This is a genomic window from Citrobacter sp. Cpo090 (assembly GCF_030332665.1).
GTDB classification, from domain to species: Bacteria; Pseudomonadota; Gammaproteobacteria; order Enterobacterales; family Enterobacteriaceae; genus Citrobacter; species Citrobacter portucalensis.
The window spans coordinates 478,272-502,807 of record NZ_JAOWHK010000025.1 but is presented as its reverse complement, the minus strand read 5'-3'; the positions used below and the strand labels follow the sequence as shown (position 1 = coordinate 502,807).

General features: G+C 53.8%; 23 protein-coding genes and 1 pseudogene. 18 read left to right on the top strand and 6 right to left on the bottom strand.

Translation table 11 applies throughout. The features are described from left to right. Positions 1 to 210: 210 nt before the first annotated feature. From OGY83_RS04960 to OGY83_RS04930, 7 genes and pseudogenes are all read left to right on the top strand, one after another. Positions 211 to 750, top strand: a pseudogene (locus tag OGY83_RS04960) (MurR/RpiR family transcriptional regulator); the annotation flags it as partial. Between the two features lie 14 nt (positions 751 to 764). Beyond that, positions 765 to 1,352: a D-alanyl-D-alanine dipeptidase gene (gene ddpX, locus OGY83_RS04955; protein ID WP_191235363.1), complete on the top strand. Its 588-nt coding sequence runs from the start codon at positions 765 to 767 to the stop codon at positions 1,350 to 1,352. A gap of 15 nt (positions 1,353 to 1,367) precedes the next feature. Beyond that, positions 1,368 to 2,930: an ABC transporter substrate-binding protein gene (locus tag OGY83_RS04950; protein ID WP_286635384.1), complete on the top strand. Its 1,563-nt coding sequence runs from the start codon at positions 1,368 to 1,370 to the stop codon at positions 2,928 to 2,930. A 44-nt stretch (positions 2,931 to 2,974) separates the two neighbouring features. Then, positions 2,975 to 3,997, top strand: a complete 1,023-nt coding sequence (locus OGY83_RS04945; protein ID WP_123267195.1) for an ABC transporter permease — start codon at positions 2,975 to 2,977, stop codon at positions 3,995 to 3,997. Continuing rightward, the gene (gene ddpC / locus OGY83_RS04940) at positions 3,994 to 4,890 is read left to right on the top strand and encodes a D,D-dipeptide ABC transporter permease (RefSeq protein WP_286635383.1); all 897 of its coding nucleotides are present in this window, start codon (positions 3,994 to 3,996) and stop codon (positions 4,888 to 4,890) included. The genes OGY83_RS04945 and ddpC overlap by 4 nt, the downstream gene beginning before the upstream one ends. Further along, positions 4,887 to 5,873 carry an ABC transporter ATP-binding protein gene (locus OGY83_RS04935; RefSeq protein WP_079937897.1) on the top strand — a complete coding sequence of 329 codons (987 nt, stop codon included), beginning with the start codon at positions 4,887 to 4,889 and terminating at the stop codon, positions 5,871 to 5,873. Before ddpC ends, OGY83_RS04935 begins: the two co-directional genes overlap by 4 nt. Further along, on the top strand, positions 5,866 to 6,801 hold the full coding sequence (locus OGY83_RS04930; RefSeq protein ID WP_286635382.1) for an ABC transporter ATP-binding protein: 936 nt from the start codon (positions 5,866 to 5,868) through the stop codon (positions 6,799 to 6,801). Before OGY83_RS04935 ends, OGY83_RS04930 begins: the two co-directional genes overlap by 8 nt. Before the next feature lie 19 nt (positions 6,802 to 6,820). Here the strand turns inward: OGY83_RS04930 and OGY83_RS04925 are convergent, their stop codons facing one another. Next, complete coding sequence (locus OGY83_RS04925) at positions 6,821 to 7,711, bottom strand: LysR family transcriptional regulator (protein ID WP_079937899.1); 891 nt, start codon at positions 7,709 to 7,711, stop codon at positions 6,821 to 6,823. 142 nt (positions 7,712 to 7,853) lie between these two features. Here OGY83_RS04925 and OGY83_RS04920 point away from each other — a divergent pair, with 142 nt between their 5' ends. From OGY83_RS04920 to OGY83_RS04895, 6 genes are read left to right on the top strand one after another with little or no spacing between them, the layout of a single operon-like run. Then, on the top strand, positions 7,854 to 8,561 hold the full coding sequence (locus OGY83_RS04920) for a CoA transferase subunit A (protein WP_003020020.1): 708 nt from the start codon (positions 7,854 to 7,856) through the stop codon (positions 8,559 to 8,561). A gap of 2 nt (positions 8,562 to 8,563) precedes the next feature. Next, positions 8,564 to 9,220: a CoA transferase subunit B gene (locus OGY83_RS04915; protein ID WP_191214553.1), complete on the top strand. Its 657-nt coding sequence runs from the start codon at positions 8,564 to 8,566 to the stop codon at positions 9,218 to 9,220. A 10-nt stretch (positions 9,221 to 9,230) separates the two neighbouring features. Next, positions 9,231 to 10,433, top strand: coding sequence for an acetyl-CoA C-acetyltransferase (locus tag OGY83_RS04910; RefSeq protein ID WP_286635381.1), 1,203 nt, complete (start codon positions 9,231 to 9,233; stop codon positions 10,431 to 10,433). Then, complete coding sequence (locus tag OGY83_RS04905) at positions 10,426 to 11,349, top strand: 3-hydroxyacyl-CoA dehydrogenase family protein (RefSeq protein ID WP_286635380.1); 924 nt, start codon at positions 10,426 to 10,428, stop codon at positions 11,347 to 11,349. The genes OGY83_RS04910 and OGY83_RS04905 overlap by 8 nt, the downstream gene beginning before the upstream one ends. A 37-nt stretch (positions 11,350 to 11,386) precedes the next feature. Beyond that, on the top strand, positions 11,387 to 12,781 hold the full coding sequence (locus OGY83_RS04900; protein WP_196776256.1) for a GntP family permease: 1,395 nt from the start codon (positions 11,387 to 11,389) through the stop codon (positions 12,779 to 12,781). A gap of 11 nt (positions 12,782 to 12,792) precedes the next feature. Continuing rightward, positions 12,793 to 13,563 carry a 3-hydroxybutyrate dehydrogenase gene (locus OGY83_RS04895; RefSeq protein ID WP_286635379.1) on the top strand — a complete coding sequence of 257 codons (771 nt, stop codon included), beginning with the start codon at positions 12,793 to 12,795 and terminating at the stop codon, positions 13,561 to 13,563. Positions 13,564 to 13,659: 96 nt separating this feature from the next. On the opposite strand, the gene OGY83_RS04890 is transcribed toward OGY83_RS04895, so the two are convergent. Beyond that, positions 13,660 to 14,091 carry an OsmC family protein gene (locus OGY83_RS04890; RefSeq protein ID WP_286635378.1) on the bottom strand — a complete coding sequence of 144 codons (432 nt, stop codon included), beginning with the start codon at positions 14,089 to 14,091 and terminating at the stop codon, positions 13,660 to 13,662. A 227-nt stretch (positions 14,092 to 14,318) separates the two neighbouring features. Here OGY83_RS04890 and sra point away from each other — a divergent pair, with 227 nt between their 5' ends. From sra to OGY83_RS04865, 5 genes are all read left to right on the top strand, one after another. Continuing rightward, positions 14,319 to 14,459 (top strand): stationary-phase-induced ribosome-associated protein, encoded by a 141-nt coding sequence (gene sra / locus OGY83_RS04885; RefSeq protein WP_079937903.1) that lies wholly within the window; start codon positions 14,319 to 14,321, stop codon positions 14,457 to 14,459. 179 nt (positions 14,460 to 14,638) lie between these two features. Continuing rightward, entirely contained in the window at positions 14,639 to 16,336 is a 1,698-nt protein-coding gene (gene maeA, locus OGY83_RS04880; RefSeq protein ID WP_003833011.1) for a malate dehydrogenase, read from the top strand. Positions 16,337 to 16,645: 309 nt separating this feature from the next. After that, the gene (locus OGY83_RS04875) at positions 16,646 to 18,361 is read left to right on the top strand and encodes an ABC-F family ATP-binding cassette domain-containing protein (RefSeq protein WP_286635377.1); all 1,716 of its coding nucleotides are present in this window, start codon (positions 16,646 to 16,648) and stop codon (positions 18,359 to 18,361) included. Between the two features lie 220 nt (positions 18,362 to 18,581). Continuing rightward, positions 18,582 to 18,860: a type II toxin-antitoxin system RelE/ParE family toxin gene (locus OGY83_RS04870; RefSeq protein ID WP_286635376.1), complete on the top strand. Its 279-nt coding sequence runs from the start codon at positions 18,582 to 18,584 to the stop codon at positions 18,858 to 18,860. After that, complete coding sequence (locus tag OGY83_RS04865; protein WP_003833018.1) at positions 18,860 to 19,144, top strand: HigA family addiction module antitoxin; 285 nt, start codon at positions 18,860 to 18,862, stop codon at positions 19,142 to 19,144. Before OGY83_RS04870 ends, OGY83_RS04865 begins: the two co-directional genes overlap by 1 nt. Before the next feature lie 46 nt (positions 19,145 to 19,190). Here the strand turns inward: OGY83_RS04865 and OGY83_RS04860 are convergent, their stop codons facing one another. The 4 genes from OGY83_RS04860 to fdnG form a co-directional block, all read right to left on the bottom strand. Continuing rightward, on the bottom strand, positions 19,191 to 19,790 hold the full coding sequence (locus tag OGY83_RS04860; protein WP_079937906.1) for an inorganic diphosphatase: 600 nt from the start codon (positions 19,788 to 19,790) through the stop codon (positions 19,191 to 19,193). Between the two features lie 129 nt (positions 19,791 to 19,919). Continuing rightward, complete coding sequence (fdnI, locus tag OGY83_RS04855; RefSeq protein WP_003020054.1) at positions 19,920 to 20,576, bottom strand: formate dehydrogenase-N subunit gamma; 657 nt, start codon at positions 20,574 to 20,576, stop codon at positions 19,920 to 19,922. After that, entirely contained in the window at positions 20,569 to 21,453 is an 885-nt protein-coding gene (gene fdnH, locus OGY83_RS04850) for a formate dehydrogenase N subunit beta (protein ID WP_003833024.1), read from the bottom strand. Before fdnH ends, fdnI begins: the two co-directional genes overlap by 8 nt. Before the next feature lie 13 nt (positions 21,454 to 21,466). Continuing rightward, positions 21,467 to 24,514 carry a formate dehydrogenase-N subunit alpha gene (fdnG, locus tag OGY83_RS04845; protein ID WP_123267206.1) on the bottom strand — a complete coding sequence of 1,016 codons (3,048 nt, stop codon included), beginning with the start codon at positions 24,512 to 24,514 and terminating at the stop codon, positions 21,467 to 21,469. Between the last annotated feature and the right edge of the window lie 22 nt (positions 24,515 to 24,536).

The window sequence follows — 24,536 nt, the reverse complement described above, 5'->3', positions numbered from 1 at the left end:
TGGTTAATTAATATGGAATGAGATTTAACAAGAGTAGCCCGGCGAGCCGTTGTTACTGACATGGCACGCGTCCTGCATTGTTAATTCGCTAACAGAGATACGGAATCTGACAGACAACTAACAGCGAGAAGGTAATGACAGCCAAACCAGAGTTATTTACCCGCATAGAGCAAACCTTTAGCCAGCTGACGCCCAGCGAAAAGCGCGTGGCTGGAGATCGACGCTATTACCCACGTCTATCAACTTGCTCAGGGTGAGACATTTCTACGCATTGCACAGCAGCTGGCGCATGCGGAAGCCGTTTACATCCTCGGGATCCAGTCTACCCGCGGGATCGCCAACGCCTTTTTTAGTCACCTGGAATACCTGCGACCTAAAGTCAGCTACTCCGAAGGCCTTTCCGGCAGTTGGGTTGAGTCGCTGAACTCGGGATTCAGCCAGCCTTACGTGGTTATTACCGATATGCGCGCCTACTCCGCTATTTCGCGACAATATTGCCGCGTCGCCACAGAACGCTGTATTCCGCTGGCGCTCATTACCGATGTGTGGTGCCCATGGGCCAGGGATTATTCCATTGATTCACTTCAGGTAAAAACCGACACCGGACATTTCTGGGACTCACTGGCACCGGTGAGCTGTCTGTTCAACTTATTACTTTCTGCGGTGGTGGCGCAATTGGGTGACGCCCTCGCAGGACGCCTGCAAACCAATCGCCAGTTACAACAACAATTTGGTCAATTCGAACAATAATCAGGAAACGTGCTATGTCAGAACTCCCAGAACTGGTCGATCTGTCGGTGATATTTCCGTCGCTGCATATCGATCTTAAATACGCTACTGCCGACAACATTACCGGCGCACCTATCTACCGGGAAGCGCGTTGCCTGTTGCATACCGAGGCGGTAACCGCGCTGGCTAAAAGCATCAGCATTGCGCAACTGGCGGGATTGTCGCTGGTGGTGTACGACGCGTATCGCCCCCAGCAGGCGCAGGCGATACTGTGGAATGCCTGTCCCGACCCACAGTATGTTGTCGATGTTGCAATTGGTTCCAATCACAGTCGCGGAACGGCCATTGACGTTACGTTAATGGACGATCGCGGCCATCTTCTTGATATGGGGGCCGGTTTTGATGAAATGCACGACCGTTCCCATGCCTGGCACCCCTCGGTTCCCCCGGCAGCGCAGCGTAACCGCCTACTGCTTAATGCCATTATGTTTGGAGGCGGTTTTGTCGGGATTAACAGCGAATGGTGGCATTTTGAATTACCTGATGCCGCCCGTTACCCGCTGCTTGACGATCAAATAAATTGTTACACTGTCACGCCTATAACAACACAACATCCCCTTTAATTCTGGAGCCTGGTTATGAAGACTACACCTGCGTTAAACACGTTTTTCCGCCCCGCTCTGATAGCCGTTGCGTTAGCGTTTGCCCTGCCCGCCGCACAGGCTGCCGTTCCCAAAGATATGTTGGTGATTGGTAAAGCCGCCGATCCGCAGACGCTCGACCCCGCCGTGACCATCGATAACAACGACTGGACGGTCACCTATCCCTCTTACCAGCGGTTGGTTCAATACAAAACCGACGGAGGTAAAGGCTCCACGGAAGTTGAAGGTGATTTAGCCAGCGGCTGGAAAGCCTCTGACGATCAGAAAGAGTGGACGTTTACCCTGAAAAACGATGCCAAATTTGCCGACGGAACACCGGTAACAGCAGATGCGGTAAAGCAATCCTTTGAACGTTTGCTCAAAATTGGTCAGGGACCGGCGGAGGCTTTCCCGAAGGATCTGAAGGTCGACGTTATTGATAACAACACGGTGAAATTTACTCTCAGCCAGCCGTTTGCCCCGTTTCTGTATACGCTGGCAAATGACGGTGCCTCAATCATTAACCCGGCCATCTTAAAAGAGCATGCCGCAGACGATGCTCGCGGATTCCTTGCGCAGAACACGGCAGGCTCTGGTCCCTTCATGTTGAAGAGTTGGCAAAAAGGACAACAACTGGTGCTGGTGCCGAACCCGCATTATCCCGGGGCGAAACCGACATTTAAGCGCGTCTCAGTCAAAATCATTGGTGAAAGCGCCTCTCGTCGCCTGCAACTGTCGCGTGGTGATATCGACATTGCCGATGCGCTTCCTGTTGACCAGCTTGCCGCTTTAAAACAGGAAGGCAAAGTGAACGTGGCGGATTATCCCTCATTGCGCGTGACCTATCTGTATCTCAACAACAGTAAAGCCCCGCTCAATCAGGTGGATTTACGCCGCGCCATCTCGTGGGCCACCGATTATAAAGGCATGGTCAACGGGATCCTGAGCGGCAATGGAAAGCAAATGCGTGGCCCGATCCCGGAAGGCATGTGGGGTTTTGACGATAAGGCCATGCAGTACAGCTTTGATGAAGCCAAAGCCAAAGCGGCCCTGGACAAAGTTGCCACCAAACCTGAAAGCCTGAGCTTCCTGTATTCCGATAATGACCCTAACTGGGAACCTATTGCGCTCGCCACCCAGGCAAGCCTTGGCAAACTGGGCATTAAGGTGAAACTGGAAAAACTGGCGAACGCCACCATGCGTGACCGCGTGGGCAAAGGAGACTACGACATTGCCATTGGCAACTGGAGTCCGGATTTTGCCGACCCGTACATGTTTATGAACTACTGGTTTGAGTCAGATAAGAAAGGGTTGCCGGGTAACCGTTCGTTCTATGAAAACGGTGAGGTCGATAAGCTGCTGCGTAGTGCGCTGGCCACGACCGATCAGGTGGCCAGAACCAATGACTACCAGCAGGCGCAAACCATCGTGATTGATGAAGCTGCCTACGTCTATTTATTCCAGAAAAACCATCAGCTGGCGATGAACAAAGACGTCAAAGGATTTGTATTCAACCCCATGCTGGAACAGGTCTTCAATATCTCCACCATGAGTAAATAAGCCACGTTTATGCGGAGCCGCTCTGGCTCCGCAAGGGGAAGCTAATGACGTTCTGGAGTATTTTACGCCAGCGATGCTGGGGACTTATTCTGGTGGTTATCGGTGTTTGCGTAATCACCTTTATTATTTCACACCTGATACCTGGCGACCCCGCGCGGCTGCTGGCGGGCGACCGTGCCAGCGATGAAATTGTCGAAAATATTCGCCAACAGCTGGGGCTGAATCAGCCGCTGTATATCCAGTTTTTTCGCTATGTCAGCGACATTTTTCACGGCGATTTAGGCACCTCCATTCGCACCGGGCGTCCGGTACTGGATGAGCTGCGCATCTTCTTTCCCGCGACCCTTGAATTGGCTTTCTGCTCTTTGTTGCTGGCACTGGTGATAGGTATCCCGTTGGGTATTTTATCTGCGGTCTGGCGTAACCGCTGGCTCGATCACCTTGTTCGGCTAATGGCAATTACCGGTATCTCCACACCTGCATTCTGGCTGGGGCTGGGGGTTATCGTGCTGTTTTACGGCCATCTGCAAATTTTACCCGGCGGCGGACGTTTAGACGACTGGCTGGATCCACCTGCTCACGTCACCGGTTTCTACCTGATTGATGCACTGCTGGAAGGCAACGGCGAAGTCTTTTTCAATGCGCTTCAGCACCTGATTTTGCCATCGCTGACGTTGGCTTTTGTACATCTCGGGATCGTTGCCCGTCAGATTCGTTCCGCCATGCTGGAGCAACTGAGTGAAGATTACATTCGTACCGCCCGCGCCAGCGGGTTACCTGGCTGGTACATCGTGCTGTGCTATGCATTGCCTAACGCACTCATCCCATCAATCACCGTCCTCGGCCTGGCGCTGGGCGATCTGCTCTACGGTGCGGTATTAACCGAAACGGTTTTTGCCTGGCCAGGCATGGGCGCCTGGGTGGTGACCTCAATTCAGGCGCTCGACTTCCCGGCGGTAATGGGATTTGCGGTGGTGGTCTCGTTCGCCTATGTGCTGGTCAACCTGGTGGTGGATTTACTCTATCTGTGGGTAGACCCTCGAATTGGACGTGGAGGTGCTGAATGATGCTCACACAAGAAACACCGACCGCCCATCAGACAGCACGCCGCCGCACGGACTGGGCCAGGCTGTTCTGGATGATGAAAAGTAGCCCGCTGACGCTGGTTGGCGGGGTCATCATCATACTGATACTGCTGTTGATGGTGCTGTCGCCGTGGATAACACCCCACGATCCGAATGCCATCAATTTGAGTGCGCGCCTGCTGCCCCCGTCAACCGCTCACTGGTTTGGAACCGATGAAGTCGGCCGCGATCTGTTCAGCCGCGTTCTGGTAGGAAGTCAGCAATCTGTCGTTGCAGGCCTGGTGGTGGTGGGTATCGCCGGGGGATTGGGATCACTGCTGGGCTGCTTGTCGGGTGTCATGGGCGGGCGGGCCGACGCGATAATTATGCGGATGATGGACATTATGCTGTCAATTCCTTCGCTGGTGTTGACGATGGCGTTGGCCGCCGCGCTGGGCCCCAGCCTGTTTAACGCCATGCTGGCGATTGCAATCGTCCGTATCCCTTTCTATGTACGCCTCGCCCGCGGTCAGACGTTAGTGGTACGCCAGTTTACTTATGTACAGGCTGCCCGGACCTACGGCGCTTCACGCTGGCATCTGATTAGCTGGCACATTTTACGCAATTCTCTACCGCCGCTCATTGTGCAGGCATCGCTGGATATCGGCAGTGCGATCCTGATGGCCGCCACGCTCGGATTTATCGGTCTGGGCGCCCAGCAGCCCAGCGCTGAATGGGGCGCGATGGTCGCAATTGGCCGCAATTACGTGCTTGATCAGTGGTGGTATTGTGCTTTTCCCGGCGCCGCCATTCTGATTACCGCCGTGGGCTTTAATCTCTTTGGCGATGGTATTCGCGATCTGCTGGATCCGAAAGCCGGAGGAAAACAGTCATGACACAACCCGTACTGGAAATCGAAGATTTGCATCTGAGTTTTCCCGGCTATAAAGCTGATGTGCACGCGCTGAACCATGTATCACTGCACATCAACCGCGGAGAAATCGTTGGCGTGGTGGGTGAATCCGGTTCCGGTAAGTCCGTAACCGCGATGCTCACCATGCGTCTGCTACCGGAAGGAAGCTATCGTATTCACCAGGGACGCGTTTCGCTGCTGGGTGAAGATGTGCTCAACGCCAGTGAGAAACAAATGCGCCAATGGCGCGGCGCGCGCGTCGCGATGATCTTTCAGGAGCCCATGACGGCACTGAATCCGACTCGCCGCATCGGCCAGCAAATGGTGGAAGTGATCCGCCATCATCAGGCGTTAAGCCGCACGGATGCCCGCCAGAAAGCCGTCGCTCTACTCGAAGAGATGCAAATCCCGGATGCGCCGGAGGTCATGAAACGTTTTCCGTTTGAGCTTTCCGGCGGGATGCGCCAACGCGTGATGATTGCGCTGGCTTTTTCGTGCGAGCCGGAGCTTATCATTGCCGATGAACCGACAACCGCACTGGACGTCACGGTGCAACTGCAGGTGCTGCGTTTGCTGAAGTTAAAAGCGCGCGCCAGCGGAACAGCCGTGTTATTTATCAGTCATGATATGGCGGTGGTTTCACAGTTATGCGACCGGTTGTACGTCATGTATGCCGGAAGCGTGATTGAGAGTGGCCCGACGCAAACCGTTATTCAACGCCCGACGCACCCCTATTCCATCGGTTTGCTGAAATGTGCACCGGAACACGGCGAACCGCGCGCATTGCTGCCAGCCATTCCCGGTACCGTGCCGAACCTAACCTGCTTACCTGCCGGATGCGCGTTTCGCGAGCGCTGCTTTGCCGCCGGTCCTCGTTGTGAAGAAACGCCTGCGTTAAGTAATCAGGGAGGCGCGGATCAACAATCTGCCTGCTGGTATCCGCAACTGGAGACAACACATGTCTGATTTTTTACTGGCGCTGCAGGATGTTCATGTCAACTTTCCTGCGCGTAAAAACTGGCTTGGCAAGATTACGGAACGAGTGCATGCGCTCAACGGTCTGGATTTACAGATTCGCCAGGGTGAAACACTGGGGATTGTTGGCGAATCCGGCTGTGGAAAAAGTACGCTGGCGCAACTGCTGATGGGCATGTTGAAACCCAGTCAGGGAAGCTATTCTCGCCGTGGTGAAAAACAGCATAACGGGATGCAAATGGTCTTTCAGGACCCTCTTTCATCGCTGGATCCGCGCTTACCGGTGTGGCGGATAATTACCGAGCCGGTGTGGATCCAAAAACGGAGCCCGGAGCGTGAACGACGCATGCTTGCCGAGGATTTGGCACGACAGGTGGGCATTCGTCCTGAATATCTTGACCGCTTACCGCACGCGTTTTCCGGCGGGCAGCGCCAGCGAATTGCTATTGCCCGGGCGTTATCGTCAGAACCTGATGTTATCGTCCTCGATGAGCCCACTTCAGCGCTGGATATCTCCGTACAGGCGCAAATTCTCAACCTGCTGGTGTCGCTCCAGGCACGCAGAAATCTGACCTACGTATTGATATCGCACAACGTGTCGGTGGTCCGCCATATGAGCGACCGTGTGGCGGTGATGTACCTCGGGCAAATTGTTGAGCTGGGCGATGCCCAACAGGTTCTCACTCACCCCGCCCATCCGTACACACGATTATTGCTGGACTCGGTCCCTAAAACGGGCGCACCGCTGGCGGAAGATTTGGTGTTACGTAAAACTGAGCTACCGGGAAACCGAACGTTGCCCCAGGGCTGCTTTTTCCGTGACAGATGTCCATTGGCAACCCACGGTTGTGAGAAAAAACAGGCATTGCTGAAGAGTGATACCGGATGTGACGTTCGCTGCTGGCGGGCGGTCATATGACCTGAGCCGTTGAGAAAAGTCAGGTGCGATACGCCTTTTTCAGTGAATCCACCAGCACCTCGGAAGCGGTAGATAATTTATGATGCGCCGAACGCAAAACCCCGATCCGACGCTGGATCACCGGCGTATCCAGATCGATACAGGTTGCGCCTAACTCTGTCATTTGCGTGCGGCAAAGTGCCGGTACGGCGCTACCGCCCAGACCGTTAGCCACCAGACGGCCAACGGTTACCAATTGATGGCTCTCCAGCGCTACTTCCAGCGTATGTCCGCTTTGCACCAGTTGTTCTTCCAGCATCAGCCGCACGGCGGACGGGCGTTGCAGGGTGATGAAATCCAGCGTCAGCAGTTCGCGCCACGCAATACGATCCCTGCCTGCCAGCCGACAGGTTGGCGGCACAATCGCGATAAAACGATCCACGCCGAGCGGCGTGAAATGCAGATGTCCCGAATAGTCCGGCTCGAAGGCTATGCCCAGCTCGACACGCCCTTCACTGACCATTTCAATCACGTGTTCATTGATCACATCATGAACCGTTACGTTGATACCGGAATAAGAATCACGAAATGTTTTCAGTACCGATGGCAGGACGTTAGTGGCAAATGAGGGCATGGCGGCGATCGAGATTTTACCGCGTTGCAGCGTAAAGCGCTGGCGCATGGCTTCTTCCGTATTCTCCCAGTCCGCCAGCAGCTGTCGCCCCATATTCAGCAGCGTTTCTCCCTCCTGTGTCAGGGTCACTTTGCGGGTAGTTCTTAACAGTAACGCCCCGCCCAGAGAATCTTCCAGTCCTTTAATCGCCAGGCTTAACGCGGGTTGCGACATATTCAGTCTTTCGCTGGCATGAGCAAAATTCAGAGTGTGAGCTACCGCTAAAAACGCGCGTAACTGTTTGATGCTCATTCCCATTTCGCATTCCTTTAACCTGTTGAATACCTTTAATTAACATTAAATTGATAAAAAAACCCAATGAGTGAGTCACAAATTTAAAATTAACAAATCATTTTTCACCCCCAATGATGTCGGCAAGGACAACTGGGGAGGCAAGTGTATGGCTGGACTGGATAAACGTGTTGCCACTTATCAAGAGGCGCTGGAAGGACTGACCGACAACATGACGCTGCTGGCGGGCGGTTTTGGTTTATGTGGGATCCCTGAAAACCTGATTACCGAAGTACGCCGTCGAGAGGTACAGGGACTTACCGTTGTATCAAACAACTGTGGCGTGGATGGCTTTGGCCTTGGCGTACTGCTGGAAACGCGTCAGGTGCGCAAAGTGGTCGCGTCCTATGTAGGGGAAAACGCCCTGTTTGAGAAGCAGGTGCTTAGTGGCGAACTGGAAGCCATCCTGACGCCACAGGGTACGCTGGCAGAGCAGTTGCGAGCGGGCGGCGCGGGGATCCCGGCATTTTTTACCGCGACTGGATATGGAACCCCCGTGGCGGAAGGGAAAGAGGTTCGCGAGTTTGCCGGACGCCCTTACATCCTTGAGCAGGCGATAACCGGTGATTTTGCATTGGTTAAAGGCTGGAAAGCCGACTGGTACGGCAACGTCATCTATCGCCACACCGCACAGAACTTTAATCCGCTGATGGCCGCCGCCGGGCGCATTACCGTCGTGGAAGTCGAAGAGATTGTCCCTCCCGGAGAACTGGACCCTGCTGCGATTCACACTCCCGGAATTTTCGTTAACCGCATCATTCAGGGGCAGTTTGAAAAACGTATTGAACAACGCACCCTGCGCCAGAAAGGAGCCTGACCATGTTAACGCGTGAACAAATGGCGATGCGCGTCGCCCGCGAGCTGCGCGACGGTTATTACGTCAACCTTGGGATCGGTATTCCCACGCTGGTGGCAAATTATATCCCTGATGGCATGGACGTGATGCTGCAATCAGAGAACGGTTTGCTCGGTATGGGGCCGTTTCCCACAGAAGACGAAATTGATGCCGACATGATCAACGCCGGGAAACAGACCGTGACGGCGCGCAAAGGCGCGGCGATTTTCGACTCTGCGCAATCCTTCGCCATGATCCGCGGCGGTCACGTTGATCTGACGGTGCTCGGTGCGTTTGAAGTCGATGTTAACGGCAATATTGCCTCATGGATGATCCCCGGAAAAATGGTGAAAGGCATGGGCGGCGCGATGGACCTGGTTGCCGGAGCCGACAATATCATTGTGGTAATGACCCATGCTTCCAAAAGCGGTGAGTCGAAACTGCTTCCCGCCTGCACCCTGCCGTTGACCGGTGTGGCCTGCATCAAACGTGTGCTTACCGATCTGGCTCTGCTGGAAATTGCCGACGGTGCGTTCATTCTGCGTGAACGCGCACCGGGCATCAGCGTGGATGAGATTGTCGCCAGAACCGCCGGTAAGCTCATCGTTCCCGAAAATGTCCCCGAAATGCAATTTAGCTGAGGAGCTGACCATGCAGGATGTTGTCATTGTCGCGGCAACGCGCACCCCGATTGGCAGTTTTCATGGCGCGCTGGCACCACTTTCCGCGGTTGAGCTTGGTTCAGTGGTGATCCGTTCGCTGCTGGAAAAAACGGCTGTGGCACCCGAGCAAATTGATGAGGTGATCTTAGGTCAGGTTCTGGCCGCGGGCTGCGGTCAGAATCCGGCCAGACAAACGGCATTACGCGCAGGTCTGCCAGTCACCACGCCCGCGTTAACCATTAATCTTGTGTGTGGTTCGGGTCTGAAGGCGGTGCATCAGGCGGTACAGGCGATTCGCTGTGGCGATGCGCAAATCGTGATTGCCGGAGGCCAGGAGAGCATGAGTAATGCGCCCTATTTTCTCGACGGCGCGCGGGCCGGTCTGCGGTTGGGTCATGCCAGCATGAAAGACAGCGTGGTGCATGACGGTCTGTGGGATGCGTTCAACGACTATCACATGGGAATTACTGCCGAAAATCTGGCGGATAAGTTTGTGATCAGCCGTGAGCAACAGGATGCTTTTGCCCTACGCTCCCAGCAAAAAGCCGCCGCCGCCATTGAAGCGGGTCGTTTTAGCGCGGAAATCACGCCGGTCAGCGTCCCGCAGGGCAAAAAACCGCCACGTGTGGTGGATCGTGACGAACAGCCTCGCCCGGATACTCAGGCCGACAAGCTGGCGCAACTTAAACCAGCATTTCGTCCAGGTAACGGTACGGTGACTGCCGGAAATGCCTCATCCATCAATGATGGCGCCGCCGCGGTGATGTTAATGAGCGCTGCCAAAGCAGCAGAACTCAATCTGCCGGTACTGGTCCGGGTAGCAGGCTACGCGGTTTCTGGCGTCGATCCCGCCATTATGGGGATTGGGCCGGTAGAAGCGTCCCTCCAGTGCCTGAAACGTGCTGGCTGGACGCTGAATGACGTGGATCTTATCGAAGCCAACGAAGCATTTGCCGCACAAGCGCTGGCGGTTGGCGAATCCCTGAACTGGGACAGCAACCGGGTGAACGTGAACGGCGGCGCAATTGCGCTAGGGCACCCGATTGGCGCATCAGGTTGCCGGATTCTGGTAACACTGCTGCACGAAATGGCTCGCAGCAACGCCGCAAAAGGGCTGGCTACGTTGTGCGTGGGCGGCGGTCAAGGTGTGGCGCTGGCAGTGGAGCGTTCACAGGAGATATCTCATGCATAGTAAACCTATCTGCGTCCTGGGGGCGGGTTTAATGGGCGTCGGCATTGCTACCCACTTCGCCCGTTATGGTCACGATGTCTGGTTATACGATACCGATAGCAGCCGAATTGCAGAAATAAGCGGAGTTGCCGGCGGTATCCTGGATGAGCTGATAGCCACCGACCAATTTGCCATTGGTGAAAAAACGACGGTCGTGTCTCGTCTGCGCGGCACGACCTCGCTACAGGATATTGCCGCATGCAAGCTATTGATTGAAGCGATCCCGGAGCGGCTCGAACTCAAACATGCACTGTATGCCCAACTGGAAGAGCTGATCGCGCCGGAGGCCGTTATTGCCAGTAACACCAGCGGCCTGCCGCCGGATGCACTGGCGGAAAAGCTCGTCCATCCCGAGCGGTTACTGATAGCCCATTTCTGGCACCCGCCTCATTTTATTCCGCTGGTCGAAATTGTGCTTGGCACCGCAACGAAGCCGGAATATCTCCATGAATTACAACAAATGCTGATCGCGATGCAACTTGAGGCGGTGGTGCTCGACCGCGCCGCCCCTGGTTTTGTTGGCAACCGACTGCAGTTTGCCCTGCTGCGTGAAGCGCTACATATCGTTAAAAGCGGCATCGCCAGCGCAGAAGTGGTTGATCAGGTGATGCGCGCCTCGCTCGGACGTCGCTATGCGATGGTTGGTCCACTGGAGGCGGCAGATATGACCGGACTCTCTACGGTGCAGGACATTTGCCGACATCTGCTCCCGGAACTGGCAACCGGTAGCGACATGATGTCACTGGTCGCTGACAAGGTTGCCAACGGTGATACCGGTTTACGCAGCGGTCAGGGGTTTTATCACTGGGATGATTCACGCAAGGAATACATCCAGCAACGCAGAGAGCATCAACTGCGCTTTGCCCTGAAACCATAACATCTCTTTCTGTACCCCAATATAATAATAAGGAGTCATGATGAGTGTATTAATCGCCCTGGCAGCGCTGGGCCTGCTGATGCTGGCAGCCTATCGCGGATACAGCGTCATCCTGTTTGCCCCCATCGCGGCATTAGGTGCTGTATTGCTTACCGAACCCAGCGCCGTCGGCCCTGCCTTCACCGGCCTGTTTATGGAAAAAATGGTCGGTTTTGTGAAGCTTTACTTCCCGGTGTTCTTGCTGGGTGCAGTGTTTGGCAAGTTAATCGAGTTGTCCGGTTTTTCACGTTCCATTGTTGCCGCCGCTATCAACATCCTTGGTCGTCGTCATGCCATCCCGGTGATTGTGCTGGTATGCGCGCTGTTGACCTATGGCGGCGTATCGCTGTTCGTAGTGGCGTTTGCAGTGTATCCTTTTGCGGCCGAACTGTTCCGTCAGAGCAATATTCCTAAACGCCTGATCCCGGCAACCGTTGCGCTGGGCGCGTTCTCCTTCACCATGGATGCCCTGCCAGGCACGCCGCAGATCCAGAACATTATTCCGACCAGCTTTTTCGGGACAAACGCCTGGGCCGCGCCGTGGCTGGGTCTGATAGGTTCCGTGTTTATCATCGTTGTTGGTCTGGTTTATCTCGAACGTCAGCGTCGTAAAGCGCAGGCTAAGAATGAGGGTTATGGGACTGAACTGTTAAACGAGCCGGAAACGCCGGATAACATTAACCTGCCGAATCCGATCATCGCGATCTCTCCGCTGATCCTGGTTGGGGTATTTAACCTGTTGTTTACCCGCTGGATCCCGCAATGGTATGGCGCCACGCATCAACTTGAGCTTCCGGGACTCGCCAAGCCGATTACCACCGAAGTCGGTAAAATCACCGCTATCTGGGCAGTGGAAGCGGCGCTGATTTCTGGGATCCTGCTGGTGGTGCTCTTCGGCTACCGCAACATTAAAGGTCGCCTGGCGGAAGGCAGCAGAACGGCGGTTGGCGGCGCGATCCTTGCGGCGATGAACACTGCGTCAGAGTACGGTTTTGGTGCAGTGATTGCCGCCCTGCCAGGTTTCCTCGTGCTGTCAAAAGCGCTGGCGGCTATTCCTGACCCGCTGCTCAATGAGGCTATCAGCATCACCACGCTTGCCGGGATCACCGGCTCGGCGTCTGGCGGGATGAGTATTGCCCTTGCCGCTATGTCTGATACCTTCATTGCAGCCGCTCACGCTGCCAATATCCCACTTGAAGTCTTCCACCGCGTGGCATCTATGGCCAGCGGCGGTATGGACACCCTGCCGCATAACGGCGCGGTCATTACCTTATTGGCTATCACCGGTCTCAGCCATCGTCAGGCGTATGGCGGAATTTTCGCTATTACCGTCATTAAAAGTCTGGCCGTACTGTTTGTCATCGGCGTCTTCTACACAACCGGAATTGTTTAAGGAGAATCATCATGAACTTAACGGGAAAAACCGCCCTGGTTACCGGCTCGACCAGCGGTATCGGATTAGGTATCGCACAGGTGCTGGCGCAAGCGGGCGCTACCCTGATCCTTAACGGGTTTGGTGATGTGGATGCCGCCAAAGACGCTGTTGCGCAATATGGCAAAACACCAGGCTATCATGGCGCGGATCTGAGCGATGAAGCGCAAATTGCCGACATGATGCGCTATGCCGAGAGCGAATTCGGCGGTGTTGATATTCTGGTCAACAACGCGGGGATCCAGCATGTATCCCCAGTGGAAACCTTCCCGGTTGATAAATGGAACGCGATTATCGCCATTAATCTCTCTTCCGTTTTTCACACCACGCGTCTGGCGCTTCCTGGTATGCGCGAGCGTAACTGGGGTCGAATCATTAATATCGCTTCTGTTCACGGCCTGGTGGCTTCAAAAGAGAAATCTGCCTACGTAGCGGCGAAGCACGGTGTGGTGGGATTCACCAAGACCATTGCGCTGGAAACCGCGCAGACGGGGGTAACCTGCAATGCGCTGTGTCCCGGCTGGGTGCTCACGCCGCTGGTTCAGCAACAGATCGACAAGCGTATTGCCGAAGGCGCAGAGCCTGAAGCCGCGCGTGATGCCCTGCTGGCGGAAAAGCAGCCGTCGCGTGAATTCGTTACCCCAGAGCAGTTAGGGAATCTTGCGTTATTCTTATGTTCAGACGGTGCGGCGCAGGTGCGCGGCGCGGCGTGGAATATGGATGGCGGTTGGGTAGCGCAATAACATCATCCGATGCCGGATAAGACCGACTTACATCCGGCGCAATATCCTTATACGTTGTAGGCCGGATAAGACATCGTCGCATCCGGCACGCCACGATTAAGACTTCAGTTTGTAATCCAGCGTAATTTCCGCGTTCAGTACCTGCGATACCGGGCATCCGGCTTTTGCTTTCTGGATGATGCCGTCAAACGTGGCGGCGTCTATTCCCGGCACGCTCACCTGGCTATGCAACGCGACTTTAGTGATCGCAAACCCGGCATCTACCTTATCCAGAGAAACATCGGCAGTGGTATCAATGGCATCTGGCGTAAACCCCGCTTCGCCCAGCATCAGCGAAAGCGCCATCGAGAAGCAGGCTGCATGGGCCGCGCCAATCAACTCTTCAGGATTGGTGCCTTTCTCACCTTCAAATCGTGTATTAAACCCATACGGTTGCTGATTCAACACGCCACTTTCGGTCGACACAGTGCCTTTGCCGCGCTTAATGTCGCCTTCCCAGTGTGCCTGACCTTTCTTATGGATAGTCATTACCGCTCTCCTGTGTTGTCGTCGGAGTTACTAGTATAGGACGTCCGGGAAAAAGCATGTTACATACGGGATAGTTCTCATTTGCCGCTTAAGCATTGACCTTTCAGATAAAATGACCGACCATCCAGAAAGCCGTTATGTTGAACATCGGCTTTATATCAGGTTGTATTTCGTCCGTTTTCATACGGGCTCGCCCTTGAAACCAGTAACAGGATTAAGGAGTTAGAATGAAATCGAACCGTCAGGCCCGTCATATTCTCGGACTGGACCACAAAATCTCAAATCAACGTAAAGTCGTGACCGAAGGTGACAAAACCAACGTGGTCAACAATCCTACTGGAAGAAAGCGCCGCACTGACGGCAAGTAGCCTTTCGCACGTCTGACTGAATAACGAGATAAACACCATTGCAACCGCAGTGGTGTTTTTGCTTATAAAACCCCTTAACCCATTCACAATGCTTTATACTTCGCCCGTTTCCCTGGCGGACAGGCCACATACGATCATAAAGAGCGCCAGGGACGGTTATTCAAAAAAGAGTGAGTGACATGGAAAACGAAACCAAAAAACTGCGTTCCCTTTACATCCCCTACGCTGGCCCGGTACTGCTGGAATTCCCTTTACTGAATAAAGGGAGCGCCTTCAGTGTGGAAGAACGCCGTAACTTCAACCTGCTGGGGTTACTGCCGGAAGTGGTCGAGACGATTGAAGAGCAGGCTGAACGCGCCTGGATCCAATATCAGGGATTCAAAACCGAAATCGACAAACATATCTACCTGCGCAACATCCAGGACACCAACGAAACCCTGTTTTACCGACTGGTGCATAATCATCTTGATGAGATGATGCCTGTTATCTATACCCCAACGGTCGGCGCAGCCTGTGAGCGTTTCTCTGAAATTTATCGTCGCGCGCGCGGCGTGTTTATCTCTTATCAGAACCGCCACAATATGGACGATATCCTGCAAAACGTCCCTAACCACAATATCAAGGTCATCGTTGTCACCGATGGCGAACGTATTTTAGGTCTGGGCGATCAGGGGATCGGCGGGATGGGCATTCCAATCGGTAAACTGTCGCTGTATACCGCATGTGGCGGAATTAGCCCGGCCTACACTCTTCCGGTGGTACTGGACGTGGGGACCAACAACCAGCAACTGCTGAACGATCCGCTGTATATGGGCTGGCGCAATCCACGTATCACTGATGATGAATACTACGAATTCGTTGATGAATTCATCCAGGCCGTGAAGCATCGCTGGCCGGACGTGCTGTTGCAGTTTGAAGATTTCGCACAGAAAAACGCTATGCCACTGCTGACCCGTTATCGCGATGAAATTTGCTCGTTTAACGACGATATTCAGGGCACCGCGGCGGTTACCGTCGGTACGCTGATTGCAGCTAGCCGCGCGGCAGGTAGCCAGTTGAGCGAACAGAACATCGTCTTCCTCGGTGCGGGTTCAGCCGGTTGCGGGATCGCCGAGCAGATCATTGCGCAAATCCAGCGTGAAGGTTTAAGCGAAGAAGCGGCGCGTCAACGCGTATTCATGGTCGATCGCTTCGGCCTGTTAACAGACAAAATGCCGAACCTGCTCTCCTTCCAGACCAAACTGGTGCAAAAACGCGAAAATCTGCAGCACTGGGATACACAAGAAGATGTCCTGTCGTTGCTCGATGTGGTGCGCAACGTTAAGCCGGATATCCTGATTGGCGTTTCCGGACAAACCGGCCTGTTTACCGAAGAGATCATCCGCGAAATGCACAAGCATTGTCCGCGTCCGATCGTCATGCCGTTGTCTAACCCCACTTCCCGTGTTGAAGCTACGCCACAGGATATTATCGCCTGGACCGAAGGTAACGCGCTGGTTGCGACCGGTAGTCCGTTCGCACCGGTACTGTGGAAAGATAAAATTTATCCAATCGCCCAGTGTAACAACGCCTATATCTTCCCGGGTATTGGTCTGGGTGTGATTGCGTCTGGCGCGTCCCGCATCACTGATGAAATGCTGATGTCGGCGAGTGAAACGCTGGCACAGTATTCACCGCTGGTGCTCAACGGTGAAGGACTGGTGCTACCGGAACTGAAAGATATTCAGACCGTTTCTCGCGCCATTGCCTTTGCCGTCGGTAAAATGGCTCAGCAGCAAGGCGTGGCGGTGAAAACCTCCGCCGAAGCGCTGCAACAGGCGATTGACGATAATTTCTGGCAAGCAGAATATCGCGACTACCGTCGAACCTCTATTTGACGGTTTGCTCGGCGGCACTCTGCTGCCGGGCGTTCGACACTTGCGCTTGTGCGTAACTTGCGATTACACTTTCGCTACCGATCAACATTCTGAAAAATAAAAGGAGGATACTTATGCTGTACTGTGAACGTTTTATCGTTTCACATGCTTTTGGCGATCGCCAGTGCTCAAGCGTTATCGGTATCGTGCTGCGATAACTTCTGCTTGAGCGAAGCTAACTTCTAAATCCCCTTCTCTCGGGCTTACCGGGTTATCGTCAGCGATGTTTGACGAGGCGTTTTTACGCCTGTAACTCTTGAGTAAGCAACAATGAGCACATTACTAACCGCACAATCCTTACACGTTGATACGGCATTCGGCACGCTATTCGACGATCTTTCCTTTACCCTGAAAAAAGGCGACCGCATCGGGCTTATCGGTTACAACGGCTGCGGCAAAAGCACGCTGTTAAAACTGCTTGATGGCACGATCTCGCCCACAAGTGGGTCAATCGCGCAGGCGAATCACTGCCATCTCGCGCGTGTAGAACAACATTTACCTGACGATATACTGCCCCTTACGCTGCAGGAAGCGGTTCTTGCTCAACTTCCAGAGCACGAACGTGCAGCTCAGCAGTGGCGGGTTGAAGCGTTGCTCGCCGAAATGGGTTTTACGCCAGAGAATTTGTCTCTGACAGCGCAAACGTTGAGCGGTGGCCAGCACACGCGCTTGCTATTAGCGCGGGCGCTGATGCGTAATCCTGACCTGCTGCTGCTGGATGAGCCGGGTAACCACCTGGATTTGCCAACATTACTGTGGCTGGAGCAGTTCTTACAGAACTGGTCTGGTAGTTTTGTGGTGGTTTCCCACGACCCTCAGCTGTTGGACGCGGTGACTCACGGAACCTGGATCTTGCGCGATCGCACCCTCCATGCCTTCGATCTACCCTGTAGCGCGGCGCGTCAGGCGCTGGCGGAAAGAGATGTCAGCGATGCTCTGCGTCACAAGGCTGAGCAAAAAGAGATAGACCGGGTGACTGCCAGCGCCAAACGGCTGGCAACCTGGGGGCGGGTCTACGACAACGAAGATCTCTCCCGCAAGGCCAAGCAGATGGAAAAACAGGTACAGCGTCTGAAAGAGGTGCAAACAGAAGTGACGTCAGGAAGTCAGTGGACACTAACATTGCAGGGTGATGCCCTGCGTGCAGATCGTTTGCTGGAGATGACCAATCTGTCTGTAGCCCCTGCTCCCGGCGCAGATACGCTGTTTTCCATTGCCGGTATCCGGTTAAAAAGCGGCGATCGCGTGGCGATTGTCGGCCGTAACGGTTGCGGGAAATCATCGCTGTTAAGGCTTATATGGCAACAGTTTCAGTCACAGTTGGCAACGCCTTCACTGGTGTTGCACCCGCGCGTTACGCTGGGTTATTACGACCAGACGTTGCATCAGCTTGCCGATAACGATTCATTGTTTGACGCACTGGAAGCGTTTGCCCCGCAGCCAGAGATTCGCAAGATGGCGCTGATTAGCGCGGGATTTCCGTGGGTTCGTCATGCGCAGCGGGTCAGTACATTAAGCGGCGGTGAGCGCTCCCGGCTATTGTTTGTTGGGCTGACGCTTGCGCGCTACAGTCTGCTGATGCTTGATGAACCGACCAACCATCTGGATATGGAAGGCAAAGAGGCGCTGGCAGAAACGCTACAAAGCTATAACGGCGGCGTGTTGCTGGTCAGTCACGACCGGCAGCTTATCAGCCAAAGCTGTAATCGGTTCTGGTTAATCGACAATGGCGAGCTCAGTGAATGGCACGATCTGGAGGCGGTCAATGCGCGTATTCGGGAAACGTCCGCGGAGATAACCGTTCCCAAAACGGTGGTCGAAGTGAAAGCTGAAATAAGCGGTGACAGCGATGGATTGCTGGAACAACTCCTCGATTTGGAACAGCGTCTGGCCGACGATCTCGCGCGCAAGCCGAAGCACCAGAAACCGTTGTTACAGGCGCAATGGCGTAAAGAGATTGAGCGTCTGAACTCACAACTGGAGTAACCTTTATTGCCGGATGGCGCAAGCTTATCTGGCCTACATCAGCAAAATGCGCGTGTAGGCCTGCCATCCGGCAATTCTTGCGTGACGCTTTCCAGATATTCCCCTTCTCTCTTTTTCTTTTTGCACATCCGGCGCACAATTTTAAATATCGCAATCTTGGTGTTGCGTTTAACGGAACATTAATGGTAGTGTTCCTCTTGAAGGAACAAGGATGATACGGATGATCATGAACTTCAGACACAAGGGATTGCGCGAATTGTTTCTTCATGGACGAACATCAGGCGTTATGGCGAAACATGTCCGACGATTACGGCACAGGCTTGCCGTTATTGATGCGGCAAGCAAGGTTACAGATATCAATATGCCCGGTTATAAGCTACATCCTCTGGTGGGTGATCGTGACGGCATTTGGGCAATTGCTGTTTCAGGTAACTGGCGTATTACGTTTGAATTCGTCAATGGCGACGCGTACATACTGGACTACGAGGACTATCATTGATGAAGATGGCAAATCATCCCCGCCCTGGGGATATCATTCAGGAAGCGCTGGAAGAACTCAATGTCAGCCTGCGCGAGTTTGCCAGAGCTATGGAGATTGCGCCTTCAACGGCAAGTCGACTATTAACCGGGAAGGCAGCCCTGACGCCTGAGATGGCGATTAAACTTTCTGTAGTGATTGGCAGTTCACCCGAAATGTGGTTAAACCTGCAAAATACCTGGAGTTTGGCAGAGGCCCAAAAAAGCGTGGATATTTCACGCCTGCGTAAGCTGGCAGTACAGTGATAAAAGTAAATGCCGGATAAACTTATGCCATCCGGCATACCATTTATTACTGAGGTTTTTTCTCTTTCCAGGCATCCCAGGCCTGTTTGATCTCTTGCTTTGCCGTAGCGGCGTCGTTGAAACCGTTTAATTCGACCTTCTTGCGCCCTTCCGGCAGATCTTTGTACACGCGGAAGAAAGATTCCAGACGTTGAACTTCAATCTTGGGCAGATCGCTCAATTCTTTGATGTCATCATAAGTAGGGTCAATTTTGCTGGCCGGAACGGCAACAATTTTGTCGTCCTTTTCACCGCCGTCGATCATCTTCAGGACGCCTATTGCGCGCAGCTTAATCAGCGTTCCCGGAGCCAGCGGTGCACGGGTATAAAAAATGACGTCCAGCGGATCGCCATCACCGGCTAAAGACTGGGTGAGTGACCCGTAGTTGGCGGGATAGGCAACCGGCATTGACTGGAAGCGATCGGCAACGATAAAACCGGTTTTGGCGTCGGTTTCATATTTAATCATTCCGCCTGCCGGGATTTCGGTTACGGCATAAAACTCTTCCGGGTTGTTCTCCGGCTGAGGAAATTCGAGGATGTTCTGCGCCTGAGCTGAAGCACAAAGAAACACGCTGACTGCGAGTAATTTTTTCACCAGATGCATTGTCTTTTAACTCTTCTATTATCGGAAAGACAACACGTTACGTTCAGCAGATGACAGAAACATGACGTTTTTTTGGCAAAAAAATGGCGCTACCGATGTAGCGCCATTGCGTAGAGGGAACATCTGGGGTTAGTTAACCCCTTCCTCGCTCTCTTTTTTCGCTTCTTGTCTTTCAACTTCGCGATACCAACGTGGGTGATGTTTCTTCGCCCAACGACGGCTCACTTTCCCTTCGACCATACCTTTAATCGATCCTTTCACCCAGAATGCCATATACATATGGATGAGGATGGCGTGCATCAGGATAATCCCCGCCGCCGCATGGATCAGCAGGCTATAGCGCACGACCTGCATCGGGAAGAACTGCGCAAAGTACGGACGCCAGATAATGATACCGGTGATCAGCAGCACGAAAATCATGCTCATGATCGACCAGAACATCATTTTCTGCCCGGCGTTGTATTTGCCCACATCCGCCACTTTGTGTTCATTGCCTTTCAGTACTTCCACAATGTTTTTCAGCCACGGAATATCTTTCTTATCCGGGATGTTGTGGTGCACAAAGCGTACAAACATGAACATCAGCGCCACGAAAATCAGTATGCCGAAGAACGGATGCAAAATGCGTCCCATCTGCGGCGTACCGAAGGTTTGCGTCAGCCATTGCAGAGTCGGGAAGAAAAATGAAATCCCCGACAGCGCCACCAGGAAGAAGCAGATCACCACCGTCCAGTGACAGGCGCGGTCGATAAACTTCGTGCGCACAATCATTTTCGACTTACTCATGATGATCCTCCTCGTCGTCGTCCACTTCCTTATTCGGACCAATACCAATGTAGTGGTATATCAGTCCGGCGAAGGTGGCGATAAATCCGGCAGCGGCCAGCGGTTTCAGCGCCCCTTTCCACAGATTGATAGAGGTATCAATCTGCGGGTCTTTTGGCAGGCCGTGATACAGTTCCGGCTGGTTGGCATGATGCAGAACGTACATGACGTGCGTGCCGCCCACCCCCTCCGGGTTGTAGAGACCGGCATGTTCAAAACCGCGTGCTTTCAGTTTTGCCACACGCTGTTCACCCATTTCCAGCATTTCCTGCTTGGTGCCGAAATGTATTGCCCCGGTTGGACACGTTTTCACGCAGGCAGGTTCCTGCCCGACGCTGACACGGTCCACACACAGCGTACATTTATACACGCGGTTATCCTCTTTATTGAGGCGCGGAATATTAAATGGACACCCGGCAATACAGTAGCCGCAGCCAATGCAGTGCTCTGACTGGAAATCGACAATCCCGTTGGCGTACTGGATGATGGCCCCGGCAGACGGGCACGCCTTCAGGCAGCCCGGATCTTCACAGTGCATACAGCCGTCTTTACGAATCAACCACTCCAGCTTGCCGTTCTGTTCGGTTTCGGTAAACCGCATCACCGTCCAGGACTTGGCGCTGAGATCGGCGGGGTTGTCATAAACCCCGACGCAGTGGCCAACTTCATCGCGGATATCGTTCCACTCTGAGCATGCCACCTGACAGGCTTTACAGCCTATACAGGTGGAAACGTCGATCAGCTTCGCGACCTCTGCTTTGTAATCACGAGCCTGAGGCGGCGGCGTGATGGAGTTTGTTGCGGACCGTTTGATGATGTCCTGCGTTTCCATAGACATATGTTCGCCTCCCTTACGCCTTCTCGATGTTAACTAAAAACGCTTTGTATTCCGGCGTTTGCGAGTTTGCATCACCGACATTCGGCGTCAGGGTGTTGGCGATATAGCCTTTACGCGCGACTCCTTCAAAGCCCCAGTGGATTGGGATCCCAACCGTTTCAACCTGCTGACCGTTGACGTTCAAAGTACGCAGACGACGGGTGACCACGGCAACTGCGCGAATAAATCCACGCTTGCTGCTGACTTTCACGTGATCGCCGTTGTTGATCCCCTTCGCTGCCGCCAGCGTTTCGCTGATTTCCACAAACTGCTCTGGCTGGGCGATCGCATTCAGCAATGCGTGCTTGGTCCAGGTATGGAAATGTTCGGTCAGACGATAGGTCGTCCCGACGTACGGGAAGTCCTGTTTCGTGCCCATACGAAGTTTATCCGCTTCGTACAGACGCGCTGCCGGGTTGGAGATCACGTTCGGGTGCAGCGGGTTAGTTCCCAGCGGCGTTTCCATCGGCTCGTAGTGTTCCGGGAACGGACCTTCCGCCATCTTATCGATAGCAAACAGACGTCCCAACCCTTCCGGCTGCATGATAAACGGATTGGTGCCACTGCCCGGTGCCGCGGTATTGAAGTCCGGGATATCGTTCCCCGTCCACTTCGTACCGTTCCACTGGATAAGCATGCGTTTAGGATCCCACGGTTTACCCTGCGGATCCGCCGAAGCGCGGTTATACAGCACGCGACGGTTCAGCGGCCATGCCCAGGCCCAGCCCAGCGTATTACCCAGACCTGACGGGTCGGCGTTATCGCGGTTGGCCATCTGGTTGCCCTGCTCGGTCCAGCTACCGGTATAAATCCAGCAGGACGATGACGTAGAACCATCATCGCGCAGCAACGCAAAGCTGTTAAGCAACTGACCTTTCTTCGCAACCAGTACACCGTTGGCATCATAGAGATCTTCCAGCGCATAGCCGTTGTTCTCTTTTGCCACTTCTTCAGAATGCGGTTCGTCCGGCTGCTTATAGTTCCAGCTCATTTTCAGCACTGGCTCTACGCCTTTACCGCCTTCAGTGCGATACATGTCGCGCAGACGGTGGTAAATACCAGCCAGAATTTCGCCGTCGTTACGGGCTTCACCCGGTGCATCCTGACCTTTCCAGTGCCACTGCAGCCAGCGGCCAGAGTTGGCGATGGAGCCGTCCTCTTCCGCAAAGCAGGTAGAAGGTAAACGGAAAACTTCGGTCTGAATCGACGCCGGATCAACGTCGTTTGATTCACCGTGGTTCTGCCAGAATGTTGAGGTTTCGGTCACCAGCGGATCGATAATCACCAGATACTTCAGTTTGCTGAGACTCTGCACCACTTTGTTTTTGTCCGGGAAGGACGCAACAGGGTTAAAGCCCTGACAGATGTAACCGGTGACTTTCCCGCTATCCATCATGTTGAAGTATTTGATGACGTCGTAGGACTGATCCCACTTCGGCAGCCACTCAAAGCCCCAGTCGTTTTCTTTCTGCGCAGCATTGCCGTAGAAAGACTTCATCAGACTGACGAAGAACTTCGGATAGTTGCCCCAGTAGTTAACCTGATCTGCCAATGTCGCTTTTGGCGTGTTCGCGGCCAGATAGGTTTGCAGATCTGTCTGTTTCTCTGACGGCAGCGTCAGGTAGCCCGGCAGGCTGGTAGAGAGCAGGCCTAAGTCGGTTAACCCTTGAATGTTGGAGTGACCACGCAAGGCGTTGACACCGCCACCTGCCATCCCCATGTTGCCGAGCAGCAACTGGATCATCGCCATGGTGCGGATGTTCTGTGCCCCGACGGTGTGCTGAGTCCAACCCAGCGCATACAGGAATGTGGTGGTGCGATCGGCGGCGCTGGTGGAGGCCAGCACTTCGCAGACTTTCAGGAAATCTTCTTTCGGCGTACCGCAAATGTTTTCCACCACATCCGGCGTGTAGCGGGAAACGTGCTGTTTTAGCAGGTTCCAGACACAGCGAGGATGGCTTAACGTTTCATCGCGTTTCGCGTAGCCGTTTTCATCGAACTGGTAGTTCCAGGACGATTTATCGTATTGGCGTTTTTTCGCGTCGTACCCGCTGAACAGACCGTCTTCAAAAGCATAGTCATCCCGCACCAGCAGGCTGGCGTTGGTGTAATGCTTAACGTATTCAGCGTTAATTTTGTTATTTTCAATCAGGTACAGCAAGACGCCGGACAGGAACGTAATGTCCGTGCCGGAACGAATTGGCGCATAGATATCCGCCACCGAAGCTGTACGTGTAAAACGAGGGTCAACAACAATCAGCGTGGCATCATTGTTGTTTTTAGCTTCCATCGCCCAGCGGAATCCCACCGGATGTGCTTCAGCGGCGTTACCGCCCATCACCATCACGACGTTAGCGTTTTTAATATCAACCCAGTGGTTGGTCATCGCACCGCGACCAAATGTTGGAGCAAGACTTGCTACCGTTGGTCCGTGTCAGACGCGCGCCTGGTTGTCTACTGCCAGCATGCCGAGTGAGCGCACAAATTTTTGCGTCAGCATGCCGGTTTCATTACTTGCCGCAGATGCACACAGCATCCCGGTTGAAAGCCAGCGGTTTACCGTTACGCCCTGCTCATTTTTCTCAATAAAGTTGGCGTCACGGTCAGTTTTCATCAGCTTCGCGATACGGGTGAATGCTTCATCCCAGCTGATACGCTGCCATTTGTCGGAACCAGGAGCGCGATATTCCGGGTAACGCAGACGGTTTTCACTGTGCACGTAATCCAGTAATCCTGCGCCCTTAGGACATAATGCCCCGCGACTTACCGGATGATCCGGATCCCCTTCAATATGGTAAATCGACTCTTTGGCGTTTTTTGCTCCATCTCCCAGGCTATACATTAATAGCCCGCAACCTACGGAACAGTATGTGCAGGTGTTTCGGATCTCTTTGGCGCGTAACAGCTTATAGTTTCGCGCCTGAGCCAGTGCCATTTTGGGTGCAAAACCCAAAGCGGCTACTGTTGTTCCCGCCATACCGCCCGCGCAGATTTTAAAAAATTGTCTGCGGCTGACGTCCATTGCTTTCCTCTTTTTTGCAGGG

Excerpts from the sequence above, each read along its gene's own strand:
- ddpX (WP_191235363.1), top strand. The coding sequence starts at position 765 with ATGTCAGAACTCCCAGAACTGGTCGATCTGTCGGTGATATTTCCGTCG.
- OGY83_RS04950 (WP_286635384.1), top strand. The coding sequence starts at position 1,368 with ATGAAGACTACACCTGCGTTAAACACGTTTTTCCGCCCCGCTCTGATA.
- OGY83_RS04945 (WP_123267195.1), top strand. The coding sequence starts at position 2,975 with ATGACGTTCTGGAGTATTTTACGCCAGCGATGCTGGGGACTTATTCTG.
- ddpC (WP_286635383.1), top strand. The coding sequence starts at position 3,994 with ATGATGCTCACACAAGAAACACCGACCGCCCATCAGACAGCACGCCGC.
- OGY83_RS04935 (WP_079937897.1), top strand. The coding sequence starts at position 4,887 with ATGACACAACCCGTACTGGAAATCGAAGATTTGCATCTGAGTTTTCCC.
- OGY83_RS04930 (WP_286635382.1), top strand. The coding sequence starts at position 5,866 with ATGTCTGATTTTTTACTGGCGCTGCAGGATGTTCATGTCAACTTTCCT.
- OGY83_RS04925 (WP_079937899.1), bottom strand. The coding sequence starts at position 7,711 with ATGGGAATGAGCATCAAACAGTTACGCGCGTTTTTAGCGGTAGCTCAC.
- OGY83_RS04920 (WP_003020020.1), top strand. The coding sequence starts at position 7,854 with ATGGCTGGACTGGATAAACGTGTTGCCACTTATCAAGAGGCGCTGGAA.
- OGY83_RS04915 (WP_191214553.1), top strand. The coding sequence starts at position 8,564 with ATGTTAACGCGTGAACAAATGGCGATGCGCGTCGCCCGCGAGCTGCGC.
- OGY83_RS04910 (WP_286635381.1), top strand. The coding sequence starts at position 9,231 with ATGCAGGATGTTGTCATTGTCGCGGCAACGCGCACCCCGATTGGCAGT.
- OGY83_RS04905 (WP_286635380.1), top strand. The coding sequence starts at position 10,426 with ATGCATAGTAAACCTATCTGCGTCCTGGGGGCGGGTTTAATGGGCGTC.
- OGY83_RS04900 (WP_196776256.1), top strand. The coding sequence starts at position 11,387 with ATGATGAGTGTATTAATCGCCCTGGCAGCGCTGGGCCTGCTGATGCTG.
- OGY83_RS04895 (WP_286635379.1), top strand. The coding sequence starts at position 12,793 with ATGAACTTAACGGGAAAAACCGCCCTGGTTACCGGCTCGACCAGCGGT.
- OGY83_RS04890 (WP_286635378.1), bottom strand. The coding sequence starts at position 14,091 with ATGACTATCCATAAGAAAGGTCAGGCACACTGGGAAGGCGACATTAAG.
- sra (WP_079937903.1), top strand. The coding sequence starts at position 14,319 with ATGAAATCGAACCGTCAGGCCCGTCATATTCTCGGACTGGACCACAAA.
- maeA (WP_003833011.1), top strand. The coding sequence starts at position 14,639 with ATGGAAAACGAAACCAAAAAACTGCGTTCCCTTTACATCCCCTACGCT.
- OGY83_RS04875 (WP_286635377.1), top strand. The coding sequence starts at position 16,646 with ATGAGCACATTACTAACCGCACAATCCTTACACGTTGATACGGCATTC.
- OGY83_RS04870 (WP_286635376.1), top strand. The coding sequence starts at position 18,582 with ATGATCATGAACTTCAGACACAAGGGATTGCGCGAATTGTTTCTTCAT.
- OGY83_RS04865 (WP_003833018.1), top strand. The coding sequence starts at position 18,860 with ATGAAGATGGCAAATCATCCCCGCCCTGGGGATATCATTCAGGAAGCG.
- OGY83_RS04860 (WP_079937906.1), bottom strand. The coding sequence starts at position 19,790 with ATGCATCTGGTGAAAAAATTACTCGCAGTCAGCGTGTTTCTTTGTGCT.
- fdnI (WP_003020054.1), bottom strand. The coding sequence starts at position 20,576 with ATGAGTAAGTCGAAAATGATTGTGCGCACGAAGTTTATCGACCGCGCC.
- fdnH (WP_003833024.1), bottom strand. The coding sequence starts at position 21,453 with ATGTCTATGGAAACGCAGGACATCATCAAACGGTCCGCAACAAACTCC.